The 26,865-nt window shown below is 35.5% G+C and carries 21 protein-coding genes and 2 tRNA genes; 16 read left to right on the forward strand and 7 right to left on the reverse strand.

Annotation, left to right across the window (positions count from 1 at the left end):
* Position 1 precedes the first annotated feature (1 nt).
* Complete coding sequence (locus BM088_RS13080; protein WP_091984557.1) at positions 2-2,179, reverse strand: S9 family peptidase; 2,178 nt, start codon at positions 2,177-2,179, stop codon at positions 2-4.
* Positions 2,180-2,324: 145 nt separating this feature from the next.
* Positions 2,325-6,119, reverse strand: coding sequence for a S8 family serine peptidase (locus tag BM088_RS13085; protein ID WP_091984560.1), 3,795 nt, complete (start codon positions 6,117-6,119; stop codon positions 2,325-2,327).
* A 417-nt stretch (positions 6,120-6,536) separates the two neighbouring features.
* On the opposite strand from BM088_RS13085, the gene BM088_RS13090 reads away from it, so the two are divergent.
* Positions 6,537-7,007 carry a c-type cytochrome gene (locus tag BM088_RS13090; RefSeq protein WP_091984563.1) on the forward strand — a complete coding sequence of 157 codons (471 nt, stop codon included), beginning with the start codon at positions 6,537-6,539 and terminating at the stop codon, positions 7,005-7,007.
* A gap of 70 nt (positions 7,008-7,077) precedes the next feature.
* Here BM088_RS13090 and BM088_RS13095 read toward each other — a convergent pair whose 3' ends face one another.
* Positions 7,078-7,734, reverse strand: a complete 657-nt coding sequence (locus BM088_RS13095) for a cytochrome b/b6 domain-containing protein (RefSeq protein ID WP_091984566.1) — start codon at positions 7,732-7,734, stop codon at positions 7,078-7,080.
* 160 nt (positions 7,735-7,894) lie between these two features.
* Here BM088_RS13095 and BM088_RS13100 point away from each other — a divergent pair, with 160 nt between their 5' ends.
* From BM088_RS13100 to BM088_RS13120, 5 genes are all read left to right on the forward strand, one after another.
* Positions 7,895-8,380: a glutathione peroxidase gene (locus BM088_RS13100; RefSeq protein WP_091984569.1), complete on the forward strand. Its 486-nt coding sequence runs from the start codon at positions 7,895-7,897 to the stop codon at positions 8,378-8,380.
* Positions 8,381-8,818 carry a MarR family winged helix-turn-helix transcriptional regulator gene (locus tag BM088_RS13105; protein ID WP_091984572.1) on the forward strand — a complete coding sequence of 146 codons (438 nt, stop codon included), beginning with the start codon at positions 8,381-8,383 and terminating at the stop codon, positions 8,816-8,818.
* Between the two features lie 183 nt (positions 8,819-9,001).
* The gene (locus tag BM088_RS13110; RefSeq protein WP_245763821.1) at positions 9,002-9,829 is read left to right on the forward strand and encodes a YggN family protein; all 828 of its coding nucleotides are present in this window, start codon (positions 9,002-9,004) and stop codon (positions 9,827-9,829) included.
* Positions 9,830-10,172: 343 nt separating this feature from the next.
* Positions 10,173-11,771, forward strand: coding sequence for a sensor histidine kinase (locus BM088_RS28115; protein ID WP_425439309.1), 1,599 nt, complete (start codon positions 10,173-10,175; stop codon positions 11,769-11,771).
* The gene (locus BM088_RS13120; protein ID WP_091984575.1) at positions 11,771-12,460 is read left to right on the forward strand and encodes a response regulator transcription factor; all 690 of its coding nucleotides are present in this window, start codon (positions 11,771-11,773) and stop codon (positions 12,458-12,460) included. Before BM088_RS28115 ends, BM088_RS13120 begins: the two co-directional genes overlap by 1 nt.
* 57 nt (positions 12,461-12,517) lie before the next feature.
* On the opposite strand, the gene msrQ is transcribed toward BM088_RS13120, so the two are convergent.
* Both msrQ and msrP read right to left on the reverse strand, forming a co-directional pair.
* The gene (gene msrQ / locus BM088_RS13125; RefSeq protein WP_091984579.1) at positions 12,518-13,147 is read right to left on the reverse strand and encodes a protein-methionine-sulfoxide reductase heme-binding subunit MsrQ; all 630 of its coding nucleotides are present in this window, start codon (positions 13,145-13,147) and stop codon (positions 12,518-12,520) included.
* 148 nt (positions 13,148-13,295) lie between these two features.
* Positions 13,296-14,294: a protein-methionine-sulfoxide reductase catalytic subunit MsrP gene (gene msrP, locus BM088_RS13130; protein ID WP_091984582.1), complete on the reverse strand. Its 999-nt coding sequence runs from the start codon at positions 14,292-14,294 to the stop codon at positions 13,296-13,298.
* A 188-nt stretch (positions 14,295-14,482) separates the two neighbouring features.
* Here msrP and BM088_RS13135 point away from each other — a divergent pair.
* The 3 genes from BM088_RS13135 to fusA all read left to right on the forward strand — a co-directional run bounded on the left by BM088_RS13135 (position 14,483) and on the right by fusA (position 17,232).
* Positions 14,483-14,573, forward strand: a tRNA-Ser gene (locus BM088_RS13135).
* 141 nt (positions 14,574-14,714) lie between these two features.
* Positions 14,715-14,807: transfer RNA gene (locus BM088_RS13140), tRNA-Ser, on the forward strand.
* Positions 14,808-15,135: 328 nt separating this feature from the next.
* Positions 15,136-17,232, forward strand: coding sequence for an elongation factor G (gene fusA / locus BM088_RS13145; protein ID WP_091984585.1), 2,097 nt, complete (start codon positions 15,136-15,138; stop codon positions 17,230-17,232).
* A gap of 234 nt (positions 17,233-17,466) precedes the next feature.
* Here fusA and BM088_RS13150 read toward each other — a convergent pair whose 3' ends face one another.
* Entirely contained in the window at positions 17,467-17,826 is a 360-nt protein-coding gene (locus BM088_RS13150; RefSeq protein ID WP_091984588.1) for a hypothetical protein, read from the reverse strand.
* Between the two features lie 114 nt (positions 17,827-17,940).
* Here BM088_RS13150 and BM088_RS13155 point away from each other — a divergent pair, with 114 nt between their 5' ends.
* The 7 genes from BM088_RS13155 (at position 17,941) to BM088_RS13185 (ending at position 23,788) form a co-directional block, all read left to right on the forward strand.
* A complete protein-coding gene (locus BM088_RS13155) occupies positions 17,941-18,369 on the forward strand; it encodes a hypothetical protein (protein WP_245763822.1) in 429 nt (142 codons plus the stop codon).
* 11 nt (positions 18,370-18,380) lie between these two features.
* Positions 18,381-19,769 carry a class II fumarate hydratase gene (locus tag BM088_RS13160; protein WP_091984591.1) on the forward strand — a complete coding sequence of 463 codons (1,389 nt, stop codon included), beginning with the start codon at positions 18,381-18,383 and terminating at the stop codon, positions 19,767-19,769.
* A 50-nt stretch (positions 19,770-19,819) separates the two neighbouring features.
* Positions 19,820-20,044, forward strand: coding sequence for a hypothetical protein (locus BM088_RS13165; RefSeq protein WP_091984593.1), 225 nt, complete (start codon positions 19,820-19,822; stop codon positions 20,042-20,044).
* A 10-nt stretch (positions 20,045-20,054) separates the two neighbouring features.
* A complete protein-coding gene (locus BM088_RS13170) occupies positions 20,055-20,447 on the forward strand; it encodes a VOC family protein (RefSeq protein ID WP_091984596.1) in 393 nt (130 codons plus the stop codon).
* Between the two features lie 113 nt (positions 20,448-20,560).
* A complete protein-coding gene (locus BM088_RS13175) occupies positions 20,561-21,952 on the forward strand; it encodes a M20/M25/M40 family metallo-hydrolase (protein WP_091984599.1) in 1,392 nt (463 codons plus the stop codon).
* A 187-nt stretch (positions 21,953-22,139) separates the two neighbouring features.
* Positions 22,140-22,514 (forward strand): BlaI/MecI/CopY family transcriptional regulator, encoded by a 375-nt coding sequence (locus BM088_RS13180; protein ID WP_091984602.1) that lies wholly within the window; start codon positions 22,140-22,142, stop codon positions 22,512-22,514.
* A 2-nt stretch (positions 22,515-22,516) separates the two neighbouring features.
* Positions 22,517-23,788: a M56 family metallopeptidase gene (locus BM088_RS13185; RefSeq protein WP_091984606.1), complete on the forward strand. Its 1,272-nt coding sequence runs from the start codon at positions 22,517-22,519 to the stop codon at positions 23,786-23,788.
* Positions 23,789-23,862: 74 nt separating this feature from the next.
* Here the strand turns inward: BM088_RS13185 and BM088_RS13190 are convergent, their stop codons facing one another.
* Entirely contained in the window at positions 23,863-26,775 is a 2,913-nt protein-coding gene (locus tag BM088_RS13190; protein ID WP_091984609.1) for an insulinase family protein, read from the reverse strand.
* Positions 26,776-26,865 lie beyond the last annotated feature (90 nt).

Genomic DNA, 26,865 nt, shown 5'->3' on the forward strand with positions numbered 1-26,865 from the left:
GTTAAAGCTTATTTTTACCAGCTAAATCAAGAATAAAAGCATATTCTAAAGCACGATCTTTAAGGCCTTTAAAGCGACCTGATGCACCACCGTGACCCGCTTCCATATCAACTTTAAACAATAATTTATTATCATTTGTTTTATAGTCTCTTAACTTAGCAACCCATTTTGCAGGCTCAAAGTATTGCACCTGAGAGTCATGCAAACCCGTCGTAACTAATAAATTAGGATATGCTTGCTTTGAAACTTGATCATATGGTGAATAAGATAACATATAATCATAATATGATTTGTCATTTGGATTACCCCACTCATCATATTCATTTGTTGTAAGTGGTATGGTTTCATCAAGCATAGTTGTTACTACATCAACAAATGGAACATGTGCAGCAACTCCTTGATATAACTCTGGGGCTTGATTAATCACAGCTCCCATTAACAAACCACCTGCACTACCTCCAACAGCAAAGACCTGTTTCTTATTACCATAACCCTGGGCAGTTAAAGATTTAGTCACATCAACAAAGTCATTAAATGTATTTTGTTTCGTTAGTTTTTTTCCTTGATTATACCAAGGACGACCTAACATTTGAGAACCTCGAATATGCGCTATAGCATAAACAAAACCACGATCTAACAAACTTAATCTAGCACTTGAAAAGCTAGGTTGAATTGTATGTCCGTATGAACCATAACCGTATTGATAAAGAGGGTTTGTACCATCTTTTTTAAATTTATCAGTACGATAAACTAAAGATACTGGTACTTGTTCACCATCTCTCGCTTTAATAAAAATACGTTCCGATGTGTAGTTTTCAGGGTGAAAGTCCCCAAGTACTTTTTGTTGTTTAAGTAACTGTGGTTCACCACTTTTTAAGTTAAAGTCATAGTGGGTACCAGGTGTTGTTAAACTTGTATAATAAAGACGAACATTTTCATTATCTAACTCATTATTACCATATAAATAGGCTGCAAAAGCTTTATCTTTAAATTTAAGTTTTTGTTCTTTTCCGGAAGTTAAAGAACGAACTGTAACCGTATTAATACCTAGCTCTCGTTCCTGATAAACTAAGTGCTGGTTAAACAAGCTAACACCTTCTAGCTTTACCCCTTCCCTATGAGGTATTACTTCTTGCCATTTTTGCTTATTTCCTAACTTACTTTGATGCACTTTCATTAATTTAAAATTAACAGCATCTAAATTGGTATTTACGTAATACCACTCTCCCAATTTAGATACATTGTATTCTAATCCCTGCTCTCTAGGCACAAAGCGCAATGGTTGTGCTGTGTGCTTATTGGCATCAATTAATGACATACCGGATGCTTCAGGACTGCTGTGATGAATGTATATATGTGAGCCATCTTTGCTTTTACTTATGCCAGTATAATATGACTTATTTTCTTCTTCATATACTAATTCATCACGATCTTGAGATGTTCCTAATGTATGACGATATACTTGAAAGCCTAATAAAGTTTGTAGATCTTTTTTAATGTAATAAACCGTTTTATTGTCATTCCCCCAAATAGCATTGCCTTCAGTGCCTTTTAGTTCATCAGAAAATAACTCTCCAGTCTTTAAGTTTTTAAAACGTAAGGTATAAACACGGCGGCTTAATGTATCTTCACCATAAGCCATGATCTTATCATTAGGGCTAATATTTAAACCTGATACTTGGTAATATTCATGCGCTTTAGCAAGCGCATTAACATCTAATAAAACTTCTTTATCATCACCTTTAAAATTTTTGCTACGCACATAAATTGGATATTCATTATCGCCACGCATTTCAGATGAATAATAAAAATCTCCACGTTTTACAGGTACTGAGTCATCATCTTTTTGAATACGGGATTTTAACTCTTCAAATAAATCATCTTGCAAATTTTCAGTGTGTTTTAGCATTGCATCTGTATAGCTATTTTCTGCTGCTAAATGCGCTAATATTTCAGGATTTTCGCGTTTATCATCACGCATCCAATAATAATCATCAACTCGCTTAGAACCATGAATATTCATTTCATAGGCAACCTTTTTAGCAATAGGTGCAAATACAGAATTTTCTGCTTCAACAGTTTTTACGCTTTGCTCATTGCTTTTTTCTTCAGTGCTATTACAACCTGCAAGCACAGCTACTGAGAGCAAAGCTAAGCTCAATGAATTTCGAGTTTTCATTATCATCAATTCCTTTGTGTTTTAAATTTTTAACTTGTGCATATTAGAGCAATTTCAGCCTAAATATGAATAGCAATGTAAATAGGTGTAAACATGAAAAAGGACGCATAAAGCGCCCTTTTTAAACATGATTTATAAAATCAAATTATTTTTGAGATTTTCTTCTGCGAATAAATGCAAATGGTGCAGCTAAAAGCGTTAACCATGCAAGAGAACCTGAAGATTTTTTCTTGTTAACAGCACTTACAGATACAAATTCTTCATCTGAATTACCGTTACCATCACTTACAGTTACATGGAAAGATACCACATCATTTTCACTTGATACTTTAGGCATTTCGAAGCTAAGTTTTGCATCTGTATCAGAATATGCAACAGGAGCACCTGCTAACTGAATCCACTTGTAAGATAAAGTGTCTGCATTTGCATCAGTTGATACCGAAGCATCAATCGATACTGAGCTACCTTCTTCAGCAGCAGAAGGCGCATCAATAGCAGCGATAGGTGCAACTTCATTAACACTAAAGTCATGACTAGTTTCAACAACATCAGTACCTAAAGTATTTTTTAGCTTAAGAGTATGCTCACCAGATTTACGTGGAATAAGGTCAAAACCTACTTCCATCATCTCAGCAGACTCACCAGCTTTACGCGTCACAGTCCAGGTAATCATAGAACCATCTTGCACACCTTCATGTGAAATGTTCTCTGCTGCATTTTCTGAAATATCAGCTGTTAAAGTATAAACCTTGTCAGCATTAGTAAAGTTAGGTGCTAACTTAAATTTAACTGCTGATGCAACACCTGGTACCATTTCAGCTGCAACACTTGTTGAACCTTCAACATCACTTTCACCACGTGTAATGCTAAATGGTATTTGCTTCATTACACTGTCATCGCCAGAAGTCAGTGATAATAAGCCACCTTCAACTTCATCGTTCCAATCAAATGTTAAGCTAAATTTACCATCTTCTTCAGCAACAGTAGCAACTACGTCATCACTTAGAGAGTCATCATTTGTAAGAATTGATGTTACATTAACAAGTACATCATCAATGCCACCAGGTGTATCTGTTGCAAAACCATCAACTACAACATAATAAGAACCTGCAGCTAAATTAACAAAAGAAACAGACTCATTTGAATCAGGCCCACCACTCGATGCTATGTTATTAAAACCAGCATCTAAAATACGTAAATCAATATCTTTGGCCATAGATGATGTATTGATAGTGATATTTGGCGCAGTTTCTTCAAGTGTTAATACAAAGAAAGCAAACTTACCAACTTCAACAGATAGTGTTTGTGGTTCTACAACATTTGATTGTTTGTCATAAACACCTAGTTTGATATCTGTTAACTCTTTTGACATGAAACCTGAAAGTGTCATAGTGCCAGTATCACGATGTGAAGTAAGCGTAATAGACTCAGGTAAGTTATCACCGTTTGCTTTTGCCGCAACAGGTAACTTAACATTAGGCATGCCTTCAGCAGTTAACATTACATTGCCAAAATTCCAACCTGCATTTGCTTCTGTAACGTCAGCACTCACTGTTAGTACTTGTGTTTCACCCGCTTTAAGCTCAAATGTTGCAGGAGAAACTGTGATAGCAAAACCATCAGCCTCAATTGCTGATGCACTTGCAGTCCAAGAACCATCTTTAGTTGCTTTTACCGTACGAGTCCAGTTACAAGTATCAACACATTTAGAATTTGCCATGCTTGCTAAGTTAATTTCTGATGGTGTACCACCTACAGATGGGTTCGCACCCATGTAATTTGCATAAGTTTCATCCATGATCAAACCAGTTTGCGCAGCAGCTGTTACATTTGCGTAACCAGCACCCATATCAAAGAAATCAGATGCTGTTTCACCATCATCTTTCAATGTATCTTGGTTAGCAGTTAACATTAATGCAGACTGTGCTTCAGCTGGAGACCATTCTGGTTGAAGTTTAGCTAATAATGTTAAAGCACCGGCAATATGCGGACTTGCCATTGAAGTACCACTTTTAAACCCATAATCACTTGGTGCTGGAAACTCTTTAAAACCGACAGGTTGATCATCTGCATTGGCAGCATAAATACTTACACCAGGTGCAGCAATTGAAGGAACAATTACATCAGGTACTGATTTATTTGGACCACGAGATGTAAAGTCAGCAGCAATACGTGCAACATCATCATTTTGTGCTAATTCAGCATTTGTAATTGTTGCCATATGATCTGAACCTGAAGCTAACCAAGTTCTTAGTTGATCACCATCATCTGCATTCACATGAATTGCAGGAACTGCATGAGCAATATCATGAAGAACAGTTGCAGCTCCTTGAACATTCGCAATAATTAAACCAGCAGCACCACCAGCTTTAACGCTACGACCTTTCGTTACAAGTGCAACAGCACCACGGTCACATAAAACAATAGTGCCAGCTTCAAATGTACCCTCAGGGAAAGGTTGTGCACATAGAGCTGAGGCATTTACAGTGTCATTAGGATTTTCAAAATCACCAGCATAAACAACCTTACCAGTTATACCACCAGTAATACTCTTACCTGTTATATTAGCTGTAGGAATAGTTTCACCACCAGTGAAAGTATTCATCGCCTTACCAGTAAAATCACGATCATGTGTATATGCAGCAACAGTTGTGATCCATGGAGCATCACCAGGTGAACCTACAGTTTCAGGACCTGGGCCATCGTTACCAGCTGATGTGGCTACATGAATACCTGCTTTACGTGCAGATAAATAAGATAATGCGTCAGCATCTTGCCATGGATCACTTGAACCACCACCAATTGAGTAGTTGATTACATCTACACCGCTTTCAATTGCATGCTCAACAGCAAGAACTGTTAAAGATGGGTAACAACCACGGAAGTTAATTGCATCATCATCACCTGGCTTACATACCTGATATGAAACGATATTAGCATGTGGTGCAACACCTGAAATAGCATCAAAATTAATACCAGATGTAATTCCATCTATATTAAGTAATGGAACATTTGATACAACATTACCAGCCGTTGTACTTGCAGTATGTGAACCGTGACCGTCGTGATCTTCACCATTTGCAGGTACTTCACTATTATGAGCAGCATACTCATCAGTAATTAACGGATAACTATGAACACCAATTAATTTATCATTACAAAGAGAAGCCCACTGTTCAGTAGCACAATCACCAGAGTAAACACCTGCACCATCTGGATTTGTATGATCATATTCATCTGCACCTACATCTGCAAAAGATGGATGATCAGTATTAACACCAGTATCTATGATACCAACAACCATGCCTTCACCTTTAGTGCCGGAACCACCCGTTGCTGAACCATCCCAAATACTAGGAGCTTTAATATAAGCAGGGCCAGAATCAGTTGAAGTATAACGTAAAGTTTCACGTTTAATATGCGCAACACCAGAAACAGAAGCTAATTTCATTGCTTGTGCTTGAGTCATTTCTACCACTAAACCATTGTAAGCAAGTGTTGTACGTTGCTTAACATTTAGTTCACCTAAAGCAGCTGTCGCTTTAGAAATTAAATCATCTTGGCGTTGATTTAGGAAAGAGCGATACGCTTTAACACGTTTTGTTTTTACATTTAATTTACGGCTATCACTATTTTTTGCAGCAGGGCTTGTTGCTTTATAGCCTTCAATACCACCTTCATATAAAGCAACAGGACTTTCGATAAGGCGCACAAAGTAACGATGAGTACCAGACGCTAAGTTTGCTTCAGGAGTAAAAATAGCACTGCTTGAAACAGGACCCACTGAAGCTTTCAATTTTGAACTTACATTTTTAATTTGAACCGGTGTTTGTGCTAATTGAGATACTGAGATATTAGCAGCTTGAACCGTACCCGCAGCAACTAAAGCGCCGGTAACAGCCATTGCAATGGCTGATTTTTTAATTAAATTGGTAGACATATTTTCCCCTGGAATAAATATTCTGTTTTTTATTTGTTAATAACATAACGATTATCGGGCATTACTATAAGGTGACTTGATGATTAAAAACAACAATTAGTAAACAAAAAATAAACTTTTTATTTAGAAGCCCATCAAGCAACCAGCTAATACACTGAAAGTAGTAGATTTAGGACAATAACATCATTTGTTAATGATTGTAAACAAGGTAAATAAAATACTTAAAAAGGAACAAAAATCAAGCAGAAAAATAGCAATATTATTTATCGACTATCTAAAATAAAAAGTGAATACATATGCAGGCTGCAATTTCACAATAATTCTTTCACTAAATAATTAAATTCACCGCTTTTAATTGAATGTTGAACTTTGCTCAGGTAAAAGGAACAATTACCAAACCAATAATTCGGAAATACAATGAAATTAAAACCGTCGAACTTAATGCTTTCATTAATACTTGCAACCAGTGCTTATGCTGCACCTAGTATGGCAAATAGTGCTTTTGAAAAGCCAGCCGATGCTGTTGAATACCGTCAATCGGCTTTTTCAATGATACGAATTCAAATTGCAGATATGGGTGCCATGCTAAAAGGCAAAATTCCTTTTGATGAAAAACGTTTTGCAATGCGCGCCAATAATGCAGCAGCTCTTTCTAAAATGCCTTGGGAAGGATTTGTTGCAGGAACAGCTAAAGGCAGTGCAAAAACAGATGCCTTACCTACGATTTGGTCTGACAATGAGACCTTTATGAAAAAGGCCTCCACCTTTCAAAAATATGCAGATGAACTTGCGCAAGTTGCCATGAAAGGGGATAAAAAACAAATTGGAAAAGCATTTGGAAATTGGGCTAAAGGCTGTAAGGATTGCCACAAAATGTTTAAAGATTAAGTTGCGTTTCTAAATTCTGAAATTTTATTTCTGTGGTAAAAAATATTTTTTTGCTTACCACAGAAAAGCATTATAAATTGTCAAACAAGGTGATTAATGGTTCCCAACCCCAGCTTGAAAGGATAAGACTTAGAACGATTAACAAAACCATAAACCCCCACCAGCCCGTTCTCATTTTTATTTCAGAAATATAAGGCCCAGAGCTAAACCCTGTGATCATAGGCTTCACTAAGTTTTTACCTCTTAATCTATAAATCGCAATCGCAAGAAAATGTATCACGATCGCAAATAGCAAAAAATTAAAGTTTAAATGATGCAGACTCGTTGCAATCTCCACCCAAGCCGATGACACGTATTCAACCAAAGGACCATCCGTTAAAATATCATCAGTTGTCATTAATCCAGTAATTGATTGCACTAATAACAAGATAAAAAATGCTAATACCATATAACTTCCTGCGGGATTATGCCCTACTGAATGTTCGTTTGATTTTACGGAGTTTATTGCAGCTACTGGAGTATGTAATAATGCTTTTAATTTGGCGGTATCACTCCCAATGAAACCCCAAAAAATACGTGAAATCACTAAAGATAATAAAGAGTACCCAGCAATAAAGTGTAAATCCATCAAACCTTCTTCACCAGAAAAATACAGCACAGCAATTAATATCACCAACGACCAATGGAAAAATCGAACAAATCCATCCCAAACTTTAACTTTTTGCACCTGACACCCTCAATAATAAACAAACGAACCGTATTGTGACATAAAGCCAAACAACTCACGTTACTATTTTGCATCTTAATACTAAGACTAAACCTGATTAAAACTTGATAATTACATCGCGCACGATACAATGATATAAATATTTTAAAAGAGATAACCTATGCGTCCATTTTATCAACTGCAAGCCACTAACCTACAAAATAAACTTATCGATATGAGTGAATATCAGGGCAAAGTGGTTCTTATTGTCAATACAGCAAGTAAATGTGGGCTTACACCACAATATGAAGGTCTACAGAAGTTATATGAACAATATCAAGAAAAAGGCTTAGTAATTTTAGGTTTTCCATGTAATCAATTTCGCCAACAAGAGCCTGGTGATACAAAACAAATCTCCGAAGGGTGTTTGATTAATTATGGCGTTAGTTTTGAGATGTTTGAAAAAATAGAAGTTAACGGAAAAAATAGCCACCCAATATATCAATATCTAAAATCAGCTTTACCTGGCATTTTGGGCAATAATATAAAATGGAATTTCACTAAGTTTTTAATTGGCCGCGACGGAAAGCCACTAAAACGCTTTGCTCCAACCACAAAACCTGCTGCAATTGAAAACTTTATAAAACAAGCATTAATAGAGCCTTAAATGTCAGATAAAACAATTGATCATCAGATGTTAGAAAACCAGCTATGTTTTCCGCTTTACGCTGCGTCTCGCTTAGTTACGCGTTTATATCAACCACTATTAGAGCAACATAAACTGACCTATACCCAATACATAGTATTAATGATTTTATGGCAATATGATGGTGCGAGTATTAAACAAATTGGTGAAAAAGCATTACTTAATACAAATACTTTAACACCCCTTCTTAAACGCATGCAGCTGGCAAATATATTAGAGCGTGTTAAAAGTGAAACAGACGAAAGATTAATAAATATCAAACTCACGGATAAAGGTTGGCAACTGAAAAAAGAACTTTCTTGTATTCCAAAGCAACTTATTTCACAAACAAATTATGATACGAATAATGCAATGCAACTTAAAAATTTATTAGAGTATTTAATATCGCAGTTAAAATAACTTGCAACAAATATGGTCTATTTAACCAATTTTTAGTTTAAAAATGATTAAGTACACAAAATAAAAAGCTCAAATAAACATAACCACATGTTTTTACTTAAAAATAAACATTGGCACCGATATTGAAATAGTTTATTCATCAACAAAAAAGATAATAACTATTTCAATATGGGAAGACTAAACATGAAAAAGGTCACTAAAGATATATTAATATCAAATTCAAAAAAAATTAGCACTGCGCTTATTATTAGTTCAAGTTTATTGTCAGGCTCTGCGATTGCCCATTCAAACAACATTAATATTTCTTCAGATAACTGCAATATCGCATTACAACATACCGTTCGCATTCAACCAAATACCATAGAAATACAAACACCCAACAACCAAGTTATGCGTATCGAACAAAATGGGAATTTGTATATCAATAACAAAATAGTAGCGCTAAACCAGCAAGATCAAGATTCTATAGAAGATTACGCTGATAACTTAAGAGAGCAATTACCTCAAGTCGCCACTATAGCGCTGGAAGGTGTCAAAATTGCAGGTGTCGCTATCACTGAGGTTAGCAATGTATTTGGTCTAAATAACATAGATTCTATGACTGAATTAATGGATGAGTTATCAGTAGAAATCCATAATCAATTTTATCAAGACGGTACCTTTGTTATGAGCCAGCAAGAATTTGACTCTATTGAAAATACTTTTAATGAATCATTCGAAAATAAAATGGAAGAAGCGATGCAAAGCGCAGTGATGGACTCTATTGGTAGTTTATTAATGGCATTAGGATCTGAAATGATCGGTGCTGGCGGTGATATGAATGAATTTGAAAATAGAATGCAACGCATGGGTGAACAAATTGAAGAAAAAGTAGAAACACAAGCAAAAAACTTAGAACAAAAAGCACATACTTTTTGCAGTTCTATGAAGCAACTAGCAAAACAAGAAGATCAAATACAAGAATTTTTACCAGAACTTAAAGCCTATGATTTATTTGCGGTAAATCATTAAGTAAAAGTAAAGTCAGTCATCTAAAGATCACTTAAGTGGTCTTTTTTATTTAAGTTAAATTTAACCAACTCTTAGCCTGTTTTAATGTTTTCAACAAGATGCATTTATAACTTTTCTGTATATTAATCATGCGTTCCTGTATTACTAACCGGTTGTGATATTTATAACAATATAAACATTACAACCGGTCGGTAATTTACTCAAATTTGATATATAAAAATAACTAAGAATTCATTACCCTCAAACTCGTTATTGCGTTCTTTTGCTTTTTCACTATAACGAGTTTTTTTACTGATATACTTTAGTTATATATCGTTTACCAACCTGTTATTGAGATATTTGATTGAAGCCAATTATCAGTAAACTAACTCATAAATTATTACTGTCTTTTATGATTATTTTCTTGCTTAGCTGCTTAATTGGTTGGTTTTATTTTGACAGTTCAACCCAATATAACCAGCACGCTCAAGAGTCAGATCATACTCATGATATTTTAATTAAGTATGCATCTGTTGCAAAGCTTAGCTTAGAAAAGCTAATTGCTATGGGGGAGATAGTAAGAACAGGACAAGTACAAACACCTCAATTGAAAGCAGAAAAAGCACAAGTTTTACGCCAAACATTATTTGATATTCGCCAAATTTTATTACATAAACTTAATGATAATAAACATATCAGCATTAATCTTGAACTCCAGGCTTATGATCAAATATCACAAAAAGTAGAGAGAATTTTAGCAACAAATAATGAAATAAAATTACTTGTTGCAGAAAATAAATTGTCTCAAGCAAAAAAGCTATTTAGCTTATTACAGAAACAAAATGTAGATACGCAATTCAATTTATTAATAGATAAAGCGGTGAAGCAAGAACAACAACAAGCGGAACTCATTCGCAAAAGTGTCAACCAGCTCTATCATACAAATAATAAAATACTCCTGACAGCTTTAGCAGTCATGAGCTTATTCACACTTTTTACATTTTGGTATTTTTGGCGACGTATTAATTTATCCACAAAGCAATTATTATGGGCAACACAAGAGTTCACTGCCGGGAAATTAAACCACAGAATTGCGCCTCAAAACGATTTTGAATTTCAATTTTTAGCTAAATCATTAAATAATATGGCTGAGCAGTTAGCTGAGCAACAATATCAACTAAACTTAGCAAAGCGCTCTCTTGAAGAAAAAGTCCAACAAAGAACCTATGATTTAGAGCTCAGTAATAAAAGGTTTGCTCAGGTTGACCAACAAAGGCGCCAATTTTTAGCCGATATCGGCCATGAATTACGCACACCTTTAACCATCATCAGGGGGGAATCAGAAGTATTATTAAGAAGCCAGTCTGAAGAAGTTAGTGAATACCAACAAGTACTTGCATGCATTATAGATGAGGTTAAACACACCACAGCTTTAATTGAAGACTTAATGCTAGTTGCTCGTTCCAGTGCAGGACAACTAACATTACAAAGAAGTCAGTTTAATATTTCACAGTTACTTAATGAACTCTTCGATACTTATCAAAGAAAAGCCCTTGAAAAACAACAACAACTTGTTTTAAATTCAATGGTAACAGATCTTTTTATTGAAGCTGATGAACGAAGAATACGTCAAGTTCTCATGATCTTATTAGAAAATGCCTTAATCTATTCAAAATCACGCGCACAAAATGAAATTCAGATACATGTACAAAAAGAATTCATTGCGATTAAAATTATAGATCAAGGTATAGGCATTACTGATAATGAGCAGCAGCAAATTTTTGAACGTTTCTATCGTGGCAATCGCAGTAAGGCTAAAGGTTCAGGTTTAGGTTTACCTGTAGCAAAGGCAATTATAGATGCACACGATGGCCACATAACATTAAAACCCAATGAACACTCCACAGGTAGTACTGCAACTATACTGTTACCCTGGCACTTTAAAGAAAAGGTTGAAATTTAATGAGAATATTATTAGTTGAAGATGACGATCGGGTAGCGAGTTTTTTAGAGCGAGGCTTGAGAGCCGAAGGTTATTTTATTGTACGTGCCTCAGATGGCAAAGAAGGATTAGCATTAGCACTAGAAGGTGATTTTAAATTAATACTTTTAGATATCATGTTACCAGGTTTAAATGGTTTAGAAGTATGTCAGGCTTTAAGAATAAAACAAAACCATACGCCAATAATAATGTTAACCGCCATGGATGAATCTCAAGATATCGTAAAAGGACTACGTTTAGGCGCCGACGATTATGTTACCAAACCTTTTGCCTATGACGAATTATTAGCAAGAATTGAAGTCGTTTCAAAGCGAACACAAACAACTAAAAACAATGACGACTCACTCATATTTGGTCCAATAAAATTTAATCGCGATAGTTATGTTGTTACTTTAAATGAAGCAGAAGTCTCTCTTACCGTTAAAGAAATGGCTATTTTAGAGCTTATGATGACACACCCTGGTAAATATTTAAGTCGTGAACGCATATTAACAAATGTGTGGGGTATGGATATGGATCCTATGACGAATGTTGTAGATGTTTACATAGGTAAATTGAGAAAAAAACTCATGTTTGACCGTAATCAAGAGCAGATTAGCATGGTAGAAACCAAACGAGGTATTGGCTACCGGTTAATAGAAAATGAATAAATATAATGAGCATTAATTAAGAATGCTCAGCACTTTAATACTGAGCAAGCTTGAGCTTTAGTTTTTAAGCAGTGTTGTCTTTATTTTACGGCTGAATAAACGGCTTATTTTTTGGCTTCTATAACGCAATAATAATAGAGTGATTATTAAGTAAACCAAAGGCTCTACCCAACCTGACTTTAAAGACCAATAAAAATGTAATATCACAACAGGTACGGTAATATATATTAAATTATGTAGCGACTGCCAACGTTTACCCAGTCGCCGACGAACAAACATAGGTGATGTTACGGATAAAACAAGTAATGCCAGCCAAGCGATCATACCGACTGTAATGTAAGGGCGTTTAATAATTTCACTAATAAACAAAGACCAATCAAGTTGTAAGTCAAAAATAAAAAAACTGAGTAAATGCAAACAAGCATAAAAGAAAGCGTATAAACCAATTAAACGTCTCACTTGCATTAAAGGAATCATTTTTACTTTAGGAGCCAATGGACTAACAATTAATCCAAGAATTAAAACCTTTAAAGCACTTAAACCGGTAAAGTGAATAATAGCTTGCACCGGATCCGCACCTAGCTGGTTAAGTACAGCTAAATAAAAAAACCATGCTGCGGGCCCAAATAAAATACAATGCAAGATTGTTTTTAATAATACCGTTTTATTTTTGCTTGTTAACTTCAATCTTATTACCTATTTCAATATCTATTTTTTTGAATATCAAATCATCATATTCAGACAAAATTAAATTAATTATATAGCGCTGTTCTTCTATCACATTACCAATCTCTAGATTAAGCTCGCATAATAAAAATCACACCGACAACCGCACTTAAAAGTATTTTTCAAGATCCATACCTTTATATAAGTGTGAAACTTCTTTCCCATAACCATTAAATGGTAAGGTCGCGATACGATTCCGATCAAATAACCCCCCACTGGTTATTCTCCTTTCAGATGCTTGACTCCACCTAGGGTGCGCGACATTAGGGTTTACATTGGCATAAAAACCATATTCTTGAGGGGCTAACCTATTCCAACTTGTAGGTGGTTGATGTTTAACTAACTTAATAGAAACAATAGATTTAATACTTTTAAAGCCATATTTCCATGGTGTGACTAATCTGATGGGGGCACCATTTTGCGGGGGTAATGTTTTACCATATAAGCCTACGGCCAAAAAACTAAGTGGATTCATTGCCTCATCTAATCTTAAGCCCTCAACATATGGATAATGAATACCACCAAAACGACTACGCTGTCCTGGCATTTGCTCTTTATCATGTAAAGTTTCAAAAGCAACATATTTAGCATCTGAAGTAGGATCTGACTTTCTAATTAACTTTGCCAATGAAAATCCTAACCAAGGGATCACCATAGACCAAGCTTCTACACAGCGAAGTCGATAAATACGCTCTTCTAAAAAAAACTGCTTGTATAAGTCATCATAATCTAAAATAAAGGGTTTATTTACTTCGCCATGTACTTTTAACTGCCAGGGATTAACCTGAAAATGTTGTGCATTTTCACTTGGATCGGACTTTTTAGTACCAAATTCATAAAAATTATTATGGGAAATAACTTTTGCTTCAGGAGTACGTTTTTGTTCATCGAGTATTGCGGCTTTATAATCAAGCTTTCTTGTTTTAAATAAAGGTTTTTCTTCTTTACTAAAAAAACTAAAGGGGTTTGCTTGTACTGAATGACTCATTAAAGCAGTTCCACCCATGAATCCCATTGTCTTTATCACATCGCGACGTTGCCTATAAATGACTTCATCTGTGACATCAGCTTCTGTTAATAGGTTATTTTGTTTGTTTTTTATCAGCATTTTTACTTCCAGAGAAAAACCTTCTAATAATTAAGAACGAAAAATCAATAAAAAGTGTTCAAATTAATATTAAAAGTTAGAAAAAACTAACAAATAATAAATAAATTCACATTTTTGATTAAAGTTTAGGCAAACAACACAATAAAGTATTTACACAAGCAAATCAGCTAAGTATTATCTCACCCCACGGAGAGATGGCAGAGTGGTCGAATGCACCGGTCTTGAAAACCGGCATGGGTTTATAGCCCATCTAGGGTTCAAATCCCTATCTCTCCGCCATTTTAAACTTGGTAGATATATTAATATCCATCCATTTAAGCGGTAATTTTTGTTTTAGATTTAAATTCACTCTTTTTATCTGAAATAAAGCATTTCCATAAAAGAGTTTTTTCTTTTTAAAATTTTAAAATATTAAGCGTCGGAGAGGTGGCCGAGTGGCCGAAGGCGCTCCCCTGCTAAGGGAGTATAGGGTTTGTAGCTCTATCGAGGGTTCGAATCCCTCCTTCTCCGCCATTTAATCATTTACTTAAGGCCTCATTTGAGGTCTTTTTTGTTTCTGAGATATTATTTTACACTTTTACATCTACATTATATTTTTATCGTTAAATCAATCACTAACAGTCTTTTCATTTAAATTTACAATGCCTTTTTTAAGTGTTTTTCTCACTAAAATATCAATTTGTATCATTTTTGTTCGTTGTTTTTTTAACTTCTATTCCCATCTAGTTCACATTGCCTTATAATAGCGCCCCAAATATCGAGTCAAAGCGGAAGAAAATCAAAAATTCGCTTATACTGTGACTCCAGAATTCATTTTGAATGCAACTTTAAGAGTAGAACAATGGCAGATTTATCAAAGTACAGAAATATTGGTATCTTCGCTCACGTTGATGCTGGTAAAACAACGACAACTGAACGAATCTTGAAACTTACTGGTCAAATCCACAAAACTGGTGAAGTACATGATGGTGAGTCTACGACTGACTTCATGGAACAGGAAGCTGAGCGCGGTATTACTATCCAGTCTGCTGCTGTAACTTGTTTCTGGGATGATCACCGTTTTAACGTTATTGATACTCCTGGACACGTTGACTTCACAGTAGAAGTTTACCGTTCACTTAAAGTATTAGATGGTGGTGTTGGTGTTTTCTGTGGTTCTGGTGGTGTTGAGCCTCAGTCAGAAACTAACTGGCGTTATGCGAATGAATCAGAAGTTGCACGTATTATCTTCGTAAATAAATTAGACCGTATGGGTGCTGATTTTTACCGTGTTGTTAAACAAACTCAAGACGTACTTGCTGCAAATCCATTAGTTATGGTTTTACCAATCGGTATCGAAGACGAATTTGTAGGTGTTGTTGACCTTCTTACTCGTAAAGCATACGTTTGGGATGACTCTGGTCTTCCAGAAAACTACGAAGTAACTGATGTTCCTGCGGACATGGTTGATAAAGTAGAAGAATACCGTGAGATGCTAATCGAAACTGCTGTTGAGCAAGACGATGACCTAATGGAAGCATACATGGAAGGTGAAGAGCCTTCATTAGAAGAAATCAAACGTTGTATCCGTAAAGGTACTCGTACTATGGACTTCTTCCCAACTTACTGTGGTTCAGCATTTAAGAACAAAGGTATTCAATTAATCCTTGATGCTGTTGTTGATTACTTACCAAGCCCAACTGAAGTTGATCCTCAACCACTTACAGATGAAGAAGGTGAAGCAACTGGCGCAGTAGCAACTGTTTCTCCAGATGAGTCATTTAAAGCATTAGCATTTAAAATTTCAGATGACCGTTTTGGTGCCCTTACTTTCGTACGTATCTACTCTGGTACATTAAATAAAGGCGATACAATCCTTAACGCTGCAACAGGTAAAACTGAGCGTATTGGTCGTATGTGTGAAATGCAAGCAGATGATCGTAATGAGCTATCTTCAGCACAAGCTGGTGATATCATCGCTATCGTAGGTATGAAGAGTAACGTTCAAACAGGTCATACTTTATGTGATCCTAAAGACCCTATCATCCTAGAAGCGATGGTATTCCCTGAACCTGTAATCTCAATCTCTGTTAAGCCTAAAGATAAAGGTTCAACTGAGAAAATGGGTATTGCTATCGGTAAAATGGTTGCAGAAGATCCAACATTTAAAGTTGAAACTGACCAAGATTCTGGTGAAACAATCCTTTCAGGTATGGGTGAACTTCACTTAGATATCAAAGTAGATATCCTTAAGCGTACTTATGGCGTTGAGCTTGAAGTAGGTCAACCACAGGTTGCTTACCGTGAAACTATCACGTCTGAAATCGAAGATTCTTACACACATAAGAAACAATCTGGTGGTTCTGGTCAATTCGGTAAAATCGATTACCGTATCAAGCCTGGTGAACCAGGTTCAGGTTTCGTTTTCTCATCATCTGTTGTTGGTGGTAACGTACCTAAAGAATTCTTCCCTGCTGTTGAGAAAGGCTTCAAGAGCATGATGGACGAAGGTGTTCTAGCTGGCTTCCCAGTACTAGACGTTGAAATTGAATTATACGATGGTGGCTTCCACGCAGTTGATTCATCTGCTGTTGCTTTCGAAATCGCTGCAAAAGGCGCTTTCCGTCAGTCTATCCCGAAAGCTGGTGCACAGTTAATCGAACCTATCATGAAAGTTGACGTTTTCACGCCAGACGATCATGTTGGTGACGTAATCGGTGATCTTAACCGTCGTCGTGGTATGATCAACGGTCAAGACGCTGGTGCAACTGGTGTTCGTATCAAAGCTGACGTACCTCTTTCAGAAATGTTTGGTTACATCGGTTCATTACGTACTATGACTTCAGGCCGTGGTCAGTTCTCTATGGAGTTCTCACACTACATGCCTTGTCCTAACAGCGTAGCAGAAAAAGTAATCGCTGATGCAAAAGAAGAAAAAGCAGCTAAAAGCAAAAAATAATTTGTTTTAGTTAACCTGTAAATTCAGGTTGCTTGTTTCAAGGCAAGTCAGACAAAATAAAACCCCAGCTATGAAAATAACTGGGGTTTTTTAATATATAATACTGTGGTTTATGAAGCTCTCCTTTCACAACTCGCCCCGTCCTAACAGCGTAACAGAACAAATAATCGAAAATGCAAAAGAAGAAGATCAACTAACCATAAGAATAACGATATGAAATAGACGGTCAGAAAATTAAGAGACTGAAATCAGTTGTTTTTTATAATGTTGCTTTATAGCGCACTGACATAAGCCACCACTTAAGGCTGGGCATTGCTTACAAGGGGATTTTTTACAAGGTTTTAATGCAAAGCTCATACTGCTAGGTTTAGGTTCTATTGTATAAATTGCTTGTGTTTTTGCAGCAGCTTCACTACTCCCTAAGGCTTGAGTAACCACTTCTTTTGCTAATACTTCAATATCTAATTGTGATAACGCCATAAGTTTATTACTTGCACAATTACTGGATTTAAGTGATTTTTTTAGCTCGGTTTTAATCGCTTTTTTTAATAGCTTATATTGTTTTTTTAACACTCTTTCAGATTTTTCGCTCATTATGTTTATTAACTAATATATTCATTGCTCAAACATTTTAAATGAAAATCATTATCAGTCAACAGATAGTTAAATCTCACTTTAAAAACCCTACTAACAGGATTAATAAATAGCTTGCGTAAAAAACTCCAAACTGTAATGATAACCATTATCAATAACAATCTTGAAATTTATATGAATAGCGCCAAAGCAACCATTTTTTATAATCAACAAATCAAGATGTTTAACCGCTGTAAAGGCATGCATAGCGCCCAGGCCGTCGCACAGTTTATAGATGCAAGCCTAACTTTAGCGCGTTGCTATTCAAAAGAAGACTGCATTTTACTGCAAGAATTATTTCTTCGCCGTACTTATCACGATCTCATCAATAAAATATGCGATCCCTTGCAGTCTGAATGCATGAGAAAACAATGCTTAGATCAACTTTATAAACCATTATTAGCATTAAAAAGGTTTTATAAAAAATACGACTCAAGTCAAAAAAAATACAACGAGCTTGAACGTGAATTACGCGTTTTAAGCCATGAGTTTAACCCTTATTAAAGAAGAATATGATGAAAAATACCAGAATTGAAAAAGACAGTATGGGCGAACTTGAAGTCCCTGAAACAGCGCTTTACCAAGCACAAACCCAAAGAGCAATTAATAACTTCCCAGTAAGTGGTTTAACTATGCCAGCAAGCTTTATTCAAGCGCTAGCATATATTAAATACGCTGCGGCACAAACAAATGCTGAGCTCGGGTATTTAGATGCTGAACGTGCAATTGCAATAGAAAAAGCATGTGAGCAGCTTATTGATGGTAAACACTTAGAGCAATTTCCGGTAGATGTTTTTCAAACAGGATCAGGTACCAGCTCAAATATGAATACCAATGAAGTGATAGCAAGTTTGGCAAGCCAACAAACTAATTTAAATATAAACCCAAATGATCATATCAACATGGGACAAAGCTCAAATGATGTTATTCCCAGTGCCATACAAATCAGTAGTGCAATTACAGCATATTTTAATTTACTCCCTGCAATAGAACATTTAACGCAATCTTTAGATAAAAAGTCAGCTGAAATCGGCCATATTGTAAAAACCGGCCGTACTCACTTAATGGATGCCATGCCAGTTACCTTTGCCCAAACATTAGCTGCATGGAAAAGCCAAATTCAAAATGCCAGGCTTGGCATTATGCAATCACTTGAACACGTTACAAATATAGCGCAAGGCGGAACTGCAGTTGGAACAGGTATAAATGCAGACCCGAAATTTTCAGCTAAATTTGCCAACAATTTAAGCGCAGCTGCAGGCATAAGCTTTAAACCTAGCAATAACTTTTTTTATAATATCGGGTCACAAGATGTAATTGTGACACTATCCGGGCATCTGAAAGTGCTTGCTATTGCATACATGAAACTTGCCAATGATTTGCGTTGGATGAATTCGGGACCATTAGCTGGCTTAGGTGAAATAGAGCTTGAAGCATTACAACCAGGTTCATCTATTATGCCTGGTAAAGTAAACCCTGTTATACCTGAAGCAACGGCTATGGTTAGCGCTCAAGTAATCGGAAATGATGCAACCATAACCGTTGCAGGTCAATCTGGTAACTTTGAACTAAATGTCATGTTACCAGTGGTTGCTTATAACATATTACAGAGCATAGAATTACTGAGTAATATTAGTTATCTTATGGCCGATAAAGCGATCTCGAGCTTTGTGGTAAAAGAATCTAATATCAATCAAGCTTTAACAAAAAATCCAATATTGGTAACGGCGCTCAACCCTGTAATTGGTTACTTAAAAGCAGCAGAAATTGCAAAAAAAGCATATAAATTAGGCCAACCTATTATTGATATTGCCGAACAAGAAACAGATCTATCACGTGATGAATTAATAAAATTATTAGATCCTAAAAAATTAACCGAAGGCGGTATAAGTAATACGAATTAATAATAGCGCACTATACTTAAGGCTATTAATGAAATCATGAGAATGGCTTTATGAAAGTTCAACTGTTAGTAACACACACCGACTTTTGCATTCATAACCTCGAATGTGAATTCCAAAGTGTAGGTGTCGATTATCATATTGACTATATTGAAGATCACCCTGAATTGGTGAGTGCAAATAACATTCGCCACTCACCTAATATTTTTGTAGATGGTAAATTGGTGTTTAGACACCAACCCACGACATTTGAGTTACAAGACTACTTTTGTAACTAATTACATTAAAATGGCATACCTAACACACATAGCTTTACATGTTAAAAATGTAGACGCCTGTGTACGTTTTTATCAAAATTATGCCGGACTTCGACTGGTTAGAGATCGCCAAGTACATGGCAAGCACATTATTTGGCTGGCTGAACCAGGCAAAGAATCCCAATTTATTTTTGTTATATTACCTAACGGACCAGGTCACCAGCAGTCACAGAATGATTTTTCTCATTTTGGTTTTGCTCTACAAAGCAAAGCGGAAGTTGACAAACTTGCAAATAAAGCTAAGCAAGAAGGCATTTTATTATGGCCCCCAAAACAAGAAGCTTTTCCTGTTGGATATTATTGTGGCATTTTAGACCCTGATGGTAATCGTATCGAATTTAGTTATGGTCAACCTTTAGGTTAAGCCTGTAATAGAAATATTACAGCAATTAAAGTTCACTTAACGCATCATACTTTACCCATTAGGGTTTTTAATGCTTAAATACCGCTCTGATTATTTTCTCACCCTAGGAAATCATGAAAAAATTACTTTTAACATTAGCCATTACAAGCCTGAGCTTTATTAATCAAGTTTCAGCTCAAGAATTTAGCGAACAACAAATTAAACAAACAGCTGAAATTAGAAACAATGCACTCAACAGTTCACTTGCTTATGATATTTTAACTTCCTTAACAACTGAGATAGGTCCTAGATTACCAGGCTCAGAAAATGATCCTTTAGCAGTTAAATGGGCCCAAGATAAGTTCAACGAACTTGGTTTCGATAAAGTTTGGTTAGAGCCTGCTACATTCCCTGCATGGCGACGTTATAGTGAATCAGGAATGATTTTAGCGCCTTCAAAACAACCCCTACATTTAACAGCTTTAGGTGGCAGCATTAGTACCCCCAAACAAGGGATTTCAGCTGACATTATCTACTTTGAAACATTAGATGAATTAATAGCCTCTCCTAAAAATAGCGCTGAAGGAAAAATTGTTTTTATAAACTATAAAATGAATCGCCATATTGATGGTAATGGTTATGGTCCTGCTGTAAAAGCCCGTAGTACAGGTGCAGTAGAAGCAGCAAAAAAGGGAGCTCTTGCTTTTATGATGCGCTCAGTAAGTACTGCTCATCATAGGTTTGCCCATACCGGTGGTAGCCACTATCAAGATGGCATTAAGAAAATTCCTACGGTTGCCATTGCCAACCCAGATGCAGACCAGATATCTCGCTTAGTTTCATTAAAAAAGCCAGTAAAGGTTAATATTAATGTTCAGGCTGAAAATTTAGGCGAAGGCAAAACTTTTAATGTAATCGGCCAATTTAATGGCACACAAAATCCAGACCAATATGTTTTAATTGGGGGTCATTTAGATTCTTGGGATTTAGGCACTGGTGCCTTAGATGACGGCGCAGGGGTGGCATTAACTATGGCGGCAGCAAAATACATTGCCGATGTAAAACGACCTAAGCGTAGTATACGTGTTGTTTTATTTGCAGCCGAAGAATTAGGCCTATGGGGTGCTAAAGCGTATGCCAAAAAACATAAAAATGACAAACATAATATTGTGGCAGCAGCTGAATCTGATTTTGGTGCAGGCTTTATTTACGGATTTCAATCAAGTGTTGATGCTAAGTCACTACCAGTTGTAAGAGCGATAGCAAAACAGCTTTCACCATTAAATATTAAGCATATTCGTGCCAATAAATCATCAAATGGCCCTGACTTAATACCACTTAGAAAACTAGGCGGATTAGCTGGCTTTTCATTACATACTGATGGCAATGATTATTTTGATTACCATCACACTGCCGATGATACTTTAGATAAAGTAGACCCTGTTAAGTTACAACAAAATTCAGCTGCTTATGCTGTATTTGCATTTATGGCAGCCGATGCAAAAACAACTATAAAAGGGAAGTAAAAGAAAAAATTGCCTCTTTACTCCCCATCTAAATAAGCCGTATAAAATACGGCTTTTAATTTTTGAAACTATTACAAACCAATTACGTTTAACATTTTACAACAAACTAATTTAATAAACGTCATTGAATCTCTACGCGTGTAGATATAAACTCTACACCTGTAGATATAATGTATTAGGAACTAAAATGGAATTATCTGACTTTGAATTAGAAGTAATGCAGTTTTTTTGGAGTAACCCAGGCTCAGCCGCGCCTCAAATTCATAAACTCATTGAGCAGAAGCGTTCAGTAAGCTATTCAACAGTTAAAACAATAATTGATCGTCTTGAAAAAAAAGGGGCTATAAAGCGTAGTGATCAACAGGGCAGAACAATTTTTTACTCACCTTTGGTTGAAAAAAATCAATTAAGAAAACCTATGATAAAAGATTTTATTAAGCGTGTTTTCCTAGGGAAAAGCCAATCTTTAGCTGCGCACATTATTCAAGAGGAAGAGCTATCACTTGACGATATCAGCTATTTGGAATCACTACTTGAGCAGAAAAAAGAAGAGTTTAAATAAGCATGCTATTTTTTCTCATCAGTAACGCTATTATTACAACACTTGTTTTAGTATTAAATCGTTTTAGCCATCAAAGCATTAACATCAAATTGTTTTTATCCGTATTCAGTCTTACATGTTGGTTATTTCCTTTTACAATGATCAGAGACATATTAGCAAAAAACATCTCTATAGATATTCCCTGGACCACATCCACAGTAACCAGTATGACACCTAACATTGTGACTCCAGTTGATTTATCACTTATGCCAAAGGTATCACTAGATCAAATAATAATGATACTTGCTTTGATAGGCGCTTTATTTTTTATGATTCGAGTATACAAATACAATGTATGGGTTAATGCAATTAAGAATTCACCCAATGTAAAATTTATAACCAAGTATCGCAATATACCCGTTTATACATCAAACCAAATACACAATGCGATTTTAATGGGTTATAAAAAACCAAGTATTTGGCTAAACCCTTCACTTATTGACTCTGCTTATTACGACATGATTCTTGAACATGAAGCAACCCATGTAAAACATAGAGACAATTATATGATTTCATTTATGACCTGTATTCGAGCTATTTATTGGTGGAACCCGCTTATTTATATTTTAACCAATAATTTAAAAGATCTTATTGAAGCCCGCTGCGACCAAAAATCGAGTGAATATTTTACCGAGGGAATATATCAAAAAAAATTAATCGCATTGATATTACTTAATACGCCTGTATCTCAAACAGGATTTTCCAGTGCAGTTATAAGTAAAAACTCAAATATCAGACGATTAAAATTATTTAAGGAAAAACAAACCATGAGTTCATTTTCAAAATCAATGACCCTATTATTTATTACATTAGTAATCAGTATTTTAACTATACCAATATCCACCTTCAACGCAGCAGCACATAGCAGTAAAAATATAGAACAATATACAGGTGCACAAGTTGAACTTGAAATAACAATTAACCAGACAAAATCAACCAACAATGCAGTCAAAGGCAATTGGGTAAGTGAAACAACGCTTTGGAGTGAATTTTCTAAAATTACAGTTTTAAAATTAAAAGAACGTTGGAGAGTTGAATTTATTACAAATCAAGTGGATGGTCACTTAGAGGTGAATTTTTTAATAACGGATCTTGATGGGGGTAATCTCACCCCATATCCAATGTCAATGCTTATGAGGTCAGGTCAATCCGCAAGTATGTATATTGAGAATGAAGAAGGTCTGTCTATTGAGTTAAAACTTGAAGCTGAATTCGCTAAAAAGCCAGTCACTTAATTTATAAAAATACTGCGTGGATTAAAAAATTAAATTACTCCACGCAGTTTTTTTAATATAACGGCATTACAAATCTAAAACCGAATGCTCGTTTTTAATTGCTCGGTAAAACAAGGGTTTGATCGACAAGTATTCTGATTTTTTTGCGCTGCTTTATAGTCTTCACCTTCTCTATGTGCTTTACCAAAACTGCGAACAATAATAGGTTTCATTTTATTCATAGCATTATCATAAAAATTGCTCATATCAGACTGAGATAACTTTTCAATCGCAACTATTAATTTTTGTTCACTATCAAAGTTAAATTCTTTGGCATTAATATCAGCCCAATAACGAGAAGTACGTTCATTCAAGTTTTTATCTTTTGCTTTTAAATCTTTGATTAAACCTGCTTTATAATCATCAAATTTATCTAGTGTCATCCCTTGAAGTTGAGATTTAAAATCAGATAAAAATAATGAGATACGGCGTTCCAACTCAATAGGGCCGGCCTTAGGAGATTGCACTAAAAAAAATAATCCAGGCAAGTCTTCTAACATCCTTGAACGACCAGCAACAATATATCCTAGTTGTTGCTCAGTGCGAATTGATTTATAAAATGGCGCATTAATAATTCGACCAACTAAAGCAAACTGTGCTCGACTTTCAATAGAGGCATCTTCATTCACATAACTAACGATTAGAGAGGAATCATCATGATCTATATCTAGCTCTCTAACTAAAGTCGCACCACTGGTATTAAGTTTTACGACTTTTTCTGCGCGACTCTTAGCTTTAGAGCCAGTTAAATTCAACGCATGGAGGTTTTTCCCTAATAAAATAGACTCTTCTTTTGTCATATTGCCATGTACCAAAGCCTCTATTTCAATTTCACGATGGAAGCTATCAATATAAGATGTTAATTCTTTGATAGTTACCGACTCTAGTGCTTGCGCTAATACCGCAGGGGCATAAACTTGGGTACGTTGCACCTGAGATAGTGCAGCTAAACTTTGAGAGTAAGGTCTATCAAACTGAGCATTATTCCAACTGCGAATTAAACGTGCTTTATGTAATTTAAATGCAGCAGAGTCTATTGTTAAATTGCGAATTCGCTTATTAATTGTTACTAATAGCTCCACTTGTTTTTCATCATAGCCGTTAACACCAAACCCCATACCACGGTTGGTTGACCATAAGTTATAGTTTAAACCAGCCTGCTTAGCCGGATAGCCAAACTCATTTAGGCTGTCTTTTAGCAGGGCATTATAAAGTGTATTTTTAGCACGAGAAACAGCATCTTTTCCGGCTTCATTTGAATATATTTGAATATTTACCGATGCTTTAGGGATTCTAAACTCGCTATCTTGCTTATGCCAAAGCTTAAAACCTGGTTTTTCAAATACGACTTCCGGATTTATTACATCTGATGAAATGACTTTTAACTTTAAGTTGTTTGCAATGAAAGGGTTCTTTTTGGGTAGCTTCAGAGACTCGATTTCTTTAGGCGTTTGATATTGAGCAAGCTCTTCCGACTTAAGTTTCGTCATTAAATAAGGGGTATTATATTCTGCTTGCACTTTATCGGTTTTAAGCCCTTTTGCTACGCGAATTTGGCGCATATTTTGTGGCACTAATAAATCTAAATATTGTTTTACGATATCAGCAGAAAAATCTTGGTATATATAACCAGAATTTAAAAGGTTTTCAGGCATGAAGTATTGTAATTGCCCTGACAGGTTTTGCACCGTATTAGCAGCAGAGTGTTTTTCTTGAAATTGAAAGCTCGTTTTAGCAACAGCTTTGAGTTCATCAAAATATGAAGGTTTTAAACCTTCATTTGCAATAAGCTTTAAATACGCAAATACAGCTTGCGTTATTTTTTGATAATCTGCTAAACCTTTTTTAGTCAAACTCATGCTGACAGTGAACAATTCAAAATCATCTGGTCCATAATGATAGGCACCTAAAGACTCAATTAATCCTTGCTGCTTTAAATAACTAAATAAACTCCCTTCTCCTTCATTACCTAATAAATGACTAATAAAAGTTAATGGTTTTTCTTTAAAGTGTGGCAACGAATTTGGAACGGGAAAATTAAGTGTTAAAGTGCGTACATCTTTCATTGGTTCAATATCAATACGCACTGCAAGCTGTTCATCTAAAAAAGGATCTATTGTAACTGGAGATGAAATTGAGCCATTTGTTGGTACCGCCGAAAACTTTTCTCTTGCCCATTTTTCTAACGTATCTAAATCTTCTTTACCAACAATTGAAAGCGCCATACGACTTGCTGAATAATACTTTTTATATTGCGCCTTCAAATCATCAATGAGCTTTGAATCTTTAGTATCAGCTAAGGTATCTAAATTACCAACCGAAAACTGACTAGCTGGATGTTTTGAATTTGAGGTTTCTTTACGCACTTCTCTTATACGACGCGCATCATCTTTAATTTTCATTTGAAATTCAGAATGCACCGCATTTTTTTCACGATCAACATATTCAGGATCTAAAGTAGGTGCTATAAAAAATTGTGCGAATCTATCTAAAGCCTCATTAAATGCACCTTGATTAACTTCAAAAAAATAGTTGGTATGTTCTTGTCCAGTTCCAGCGTTTGACCAACCACCATTTTCTTTCAAATATTCATCATAACCACCTACTTTTGGATATTTTTCAGTACCAAGAAACAACATATGCTCTAAGAAATGAGATAACCCTTCTCGGCCTTTTGGGTCACTCATATGCCCAATATGTACATCAAGAGAAGCTGCGGCTTTATCAGCAGTTATATCTGATACTAAAGCAACTTTTAAACCATTGTCTAACTCGATATAACGGTAATCTCTTTCATCATTGTCACTTTTTATAATATTACTGTTTTGCATAGCACCTTGTTGAGATTTAGAAATTGAATTAGAAGTCATAGAACAACCAGTCAGGGCACTCATGCCTAACGTTGCAGCAATACACAGGGCAACAAGTTTTATTTTTTGCGGTTTCATTACCATCCTCGGAAATATAAAAATGCATTTAAGTACCAAAACAACTCTGAGAAACTTAAAGATATAAGACTATAAAAATAACAAACAAGT

Origin of the sequence: Pseudoalteromonas denitrificans DSM 6059, assembly GCF_900112265.1 — a bacterium.
Taxonomy (GTDB): domain Bacteria; phylum Pseudomonadota; class Gammaproteobacteria; order Enterobacterales; family Alteromonadaceae; genus Pseudoalteromonas; species Pseudoalteromonas denitrificans.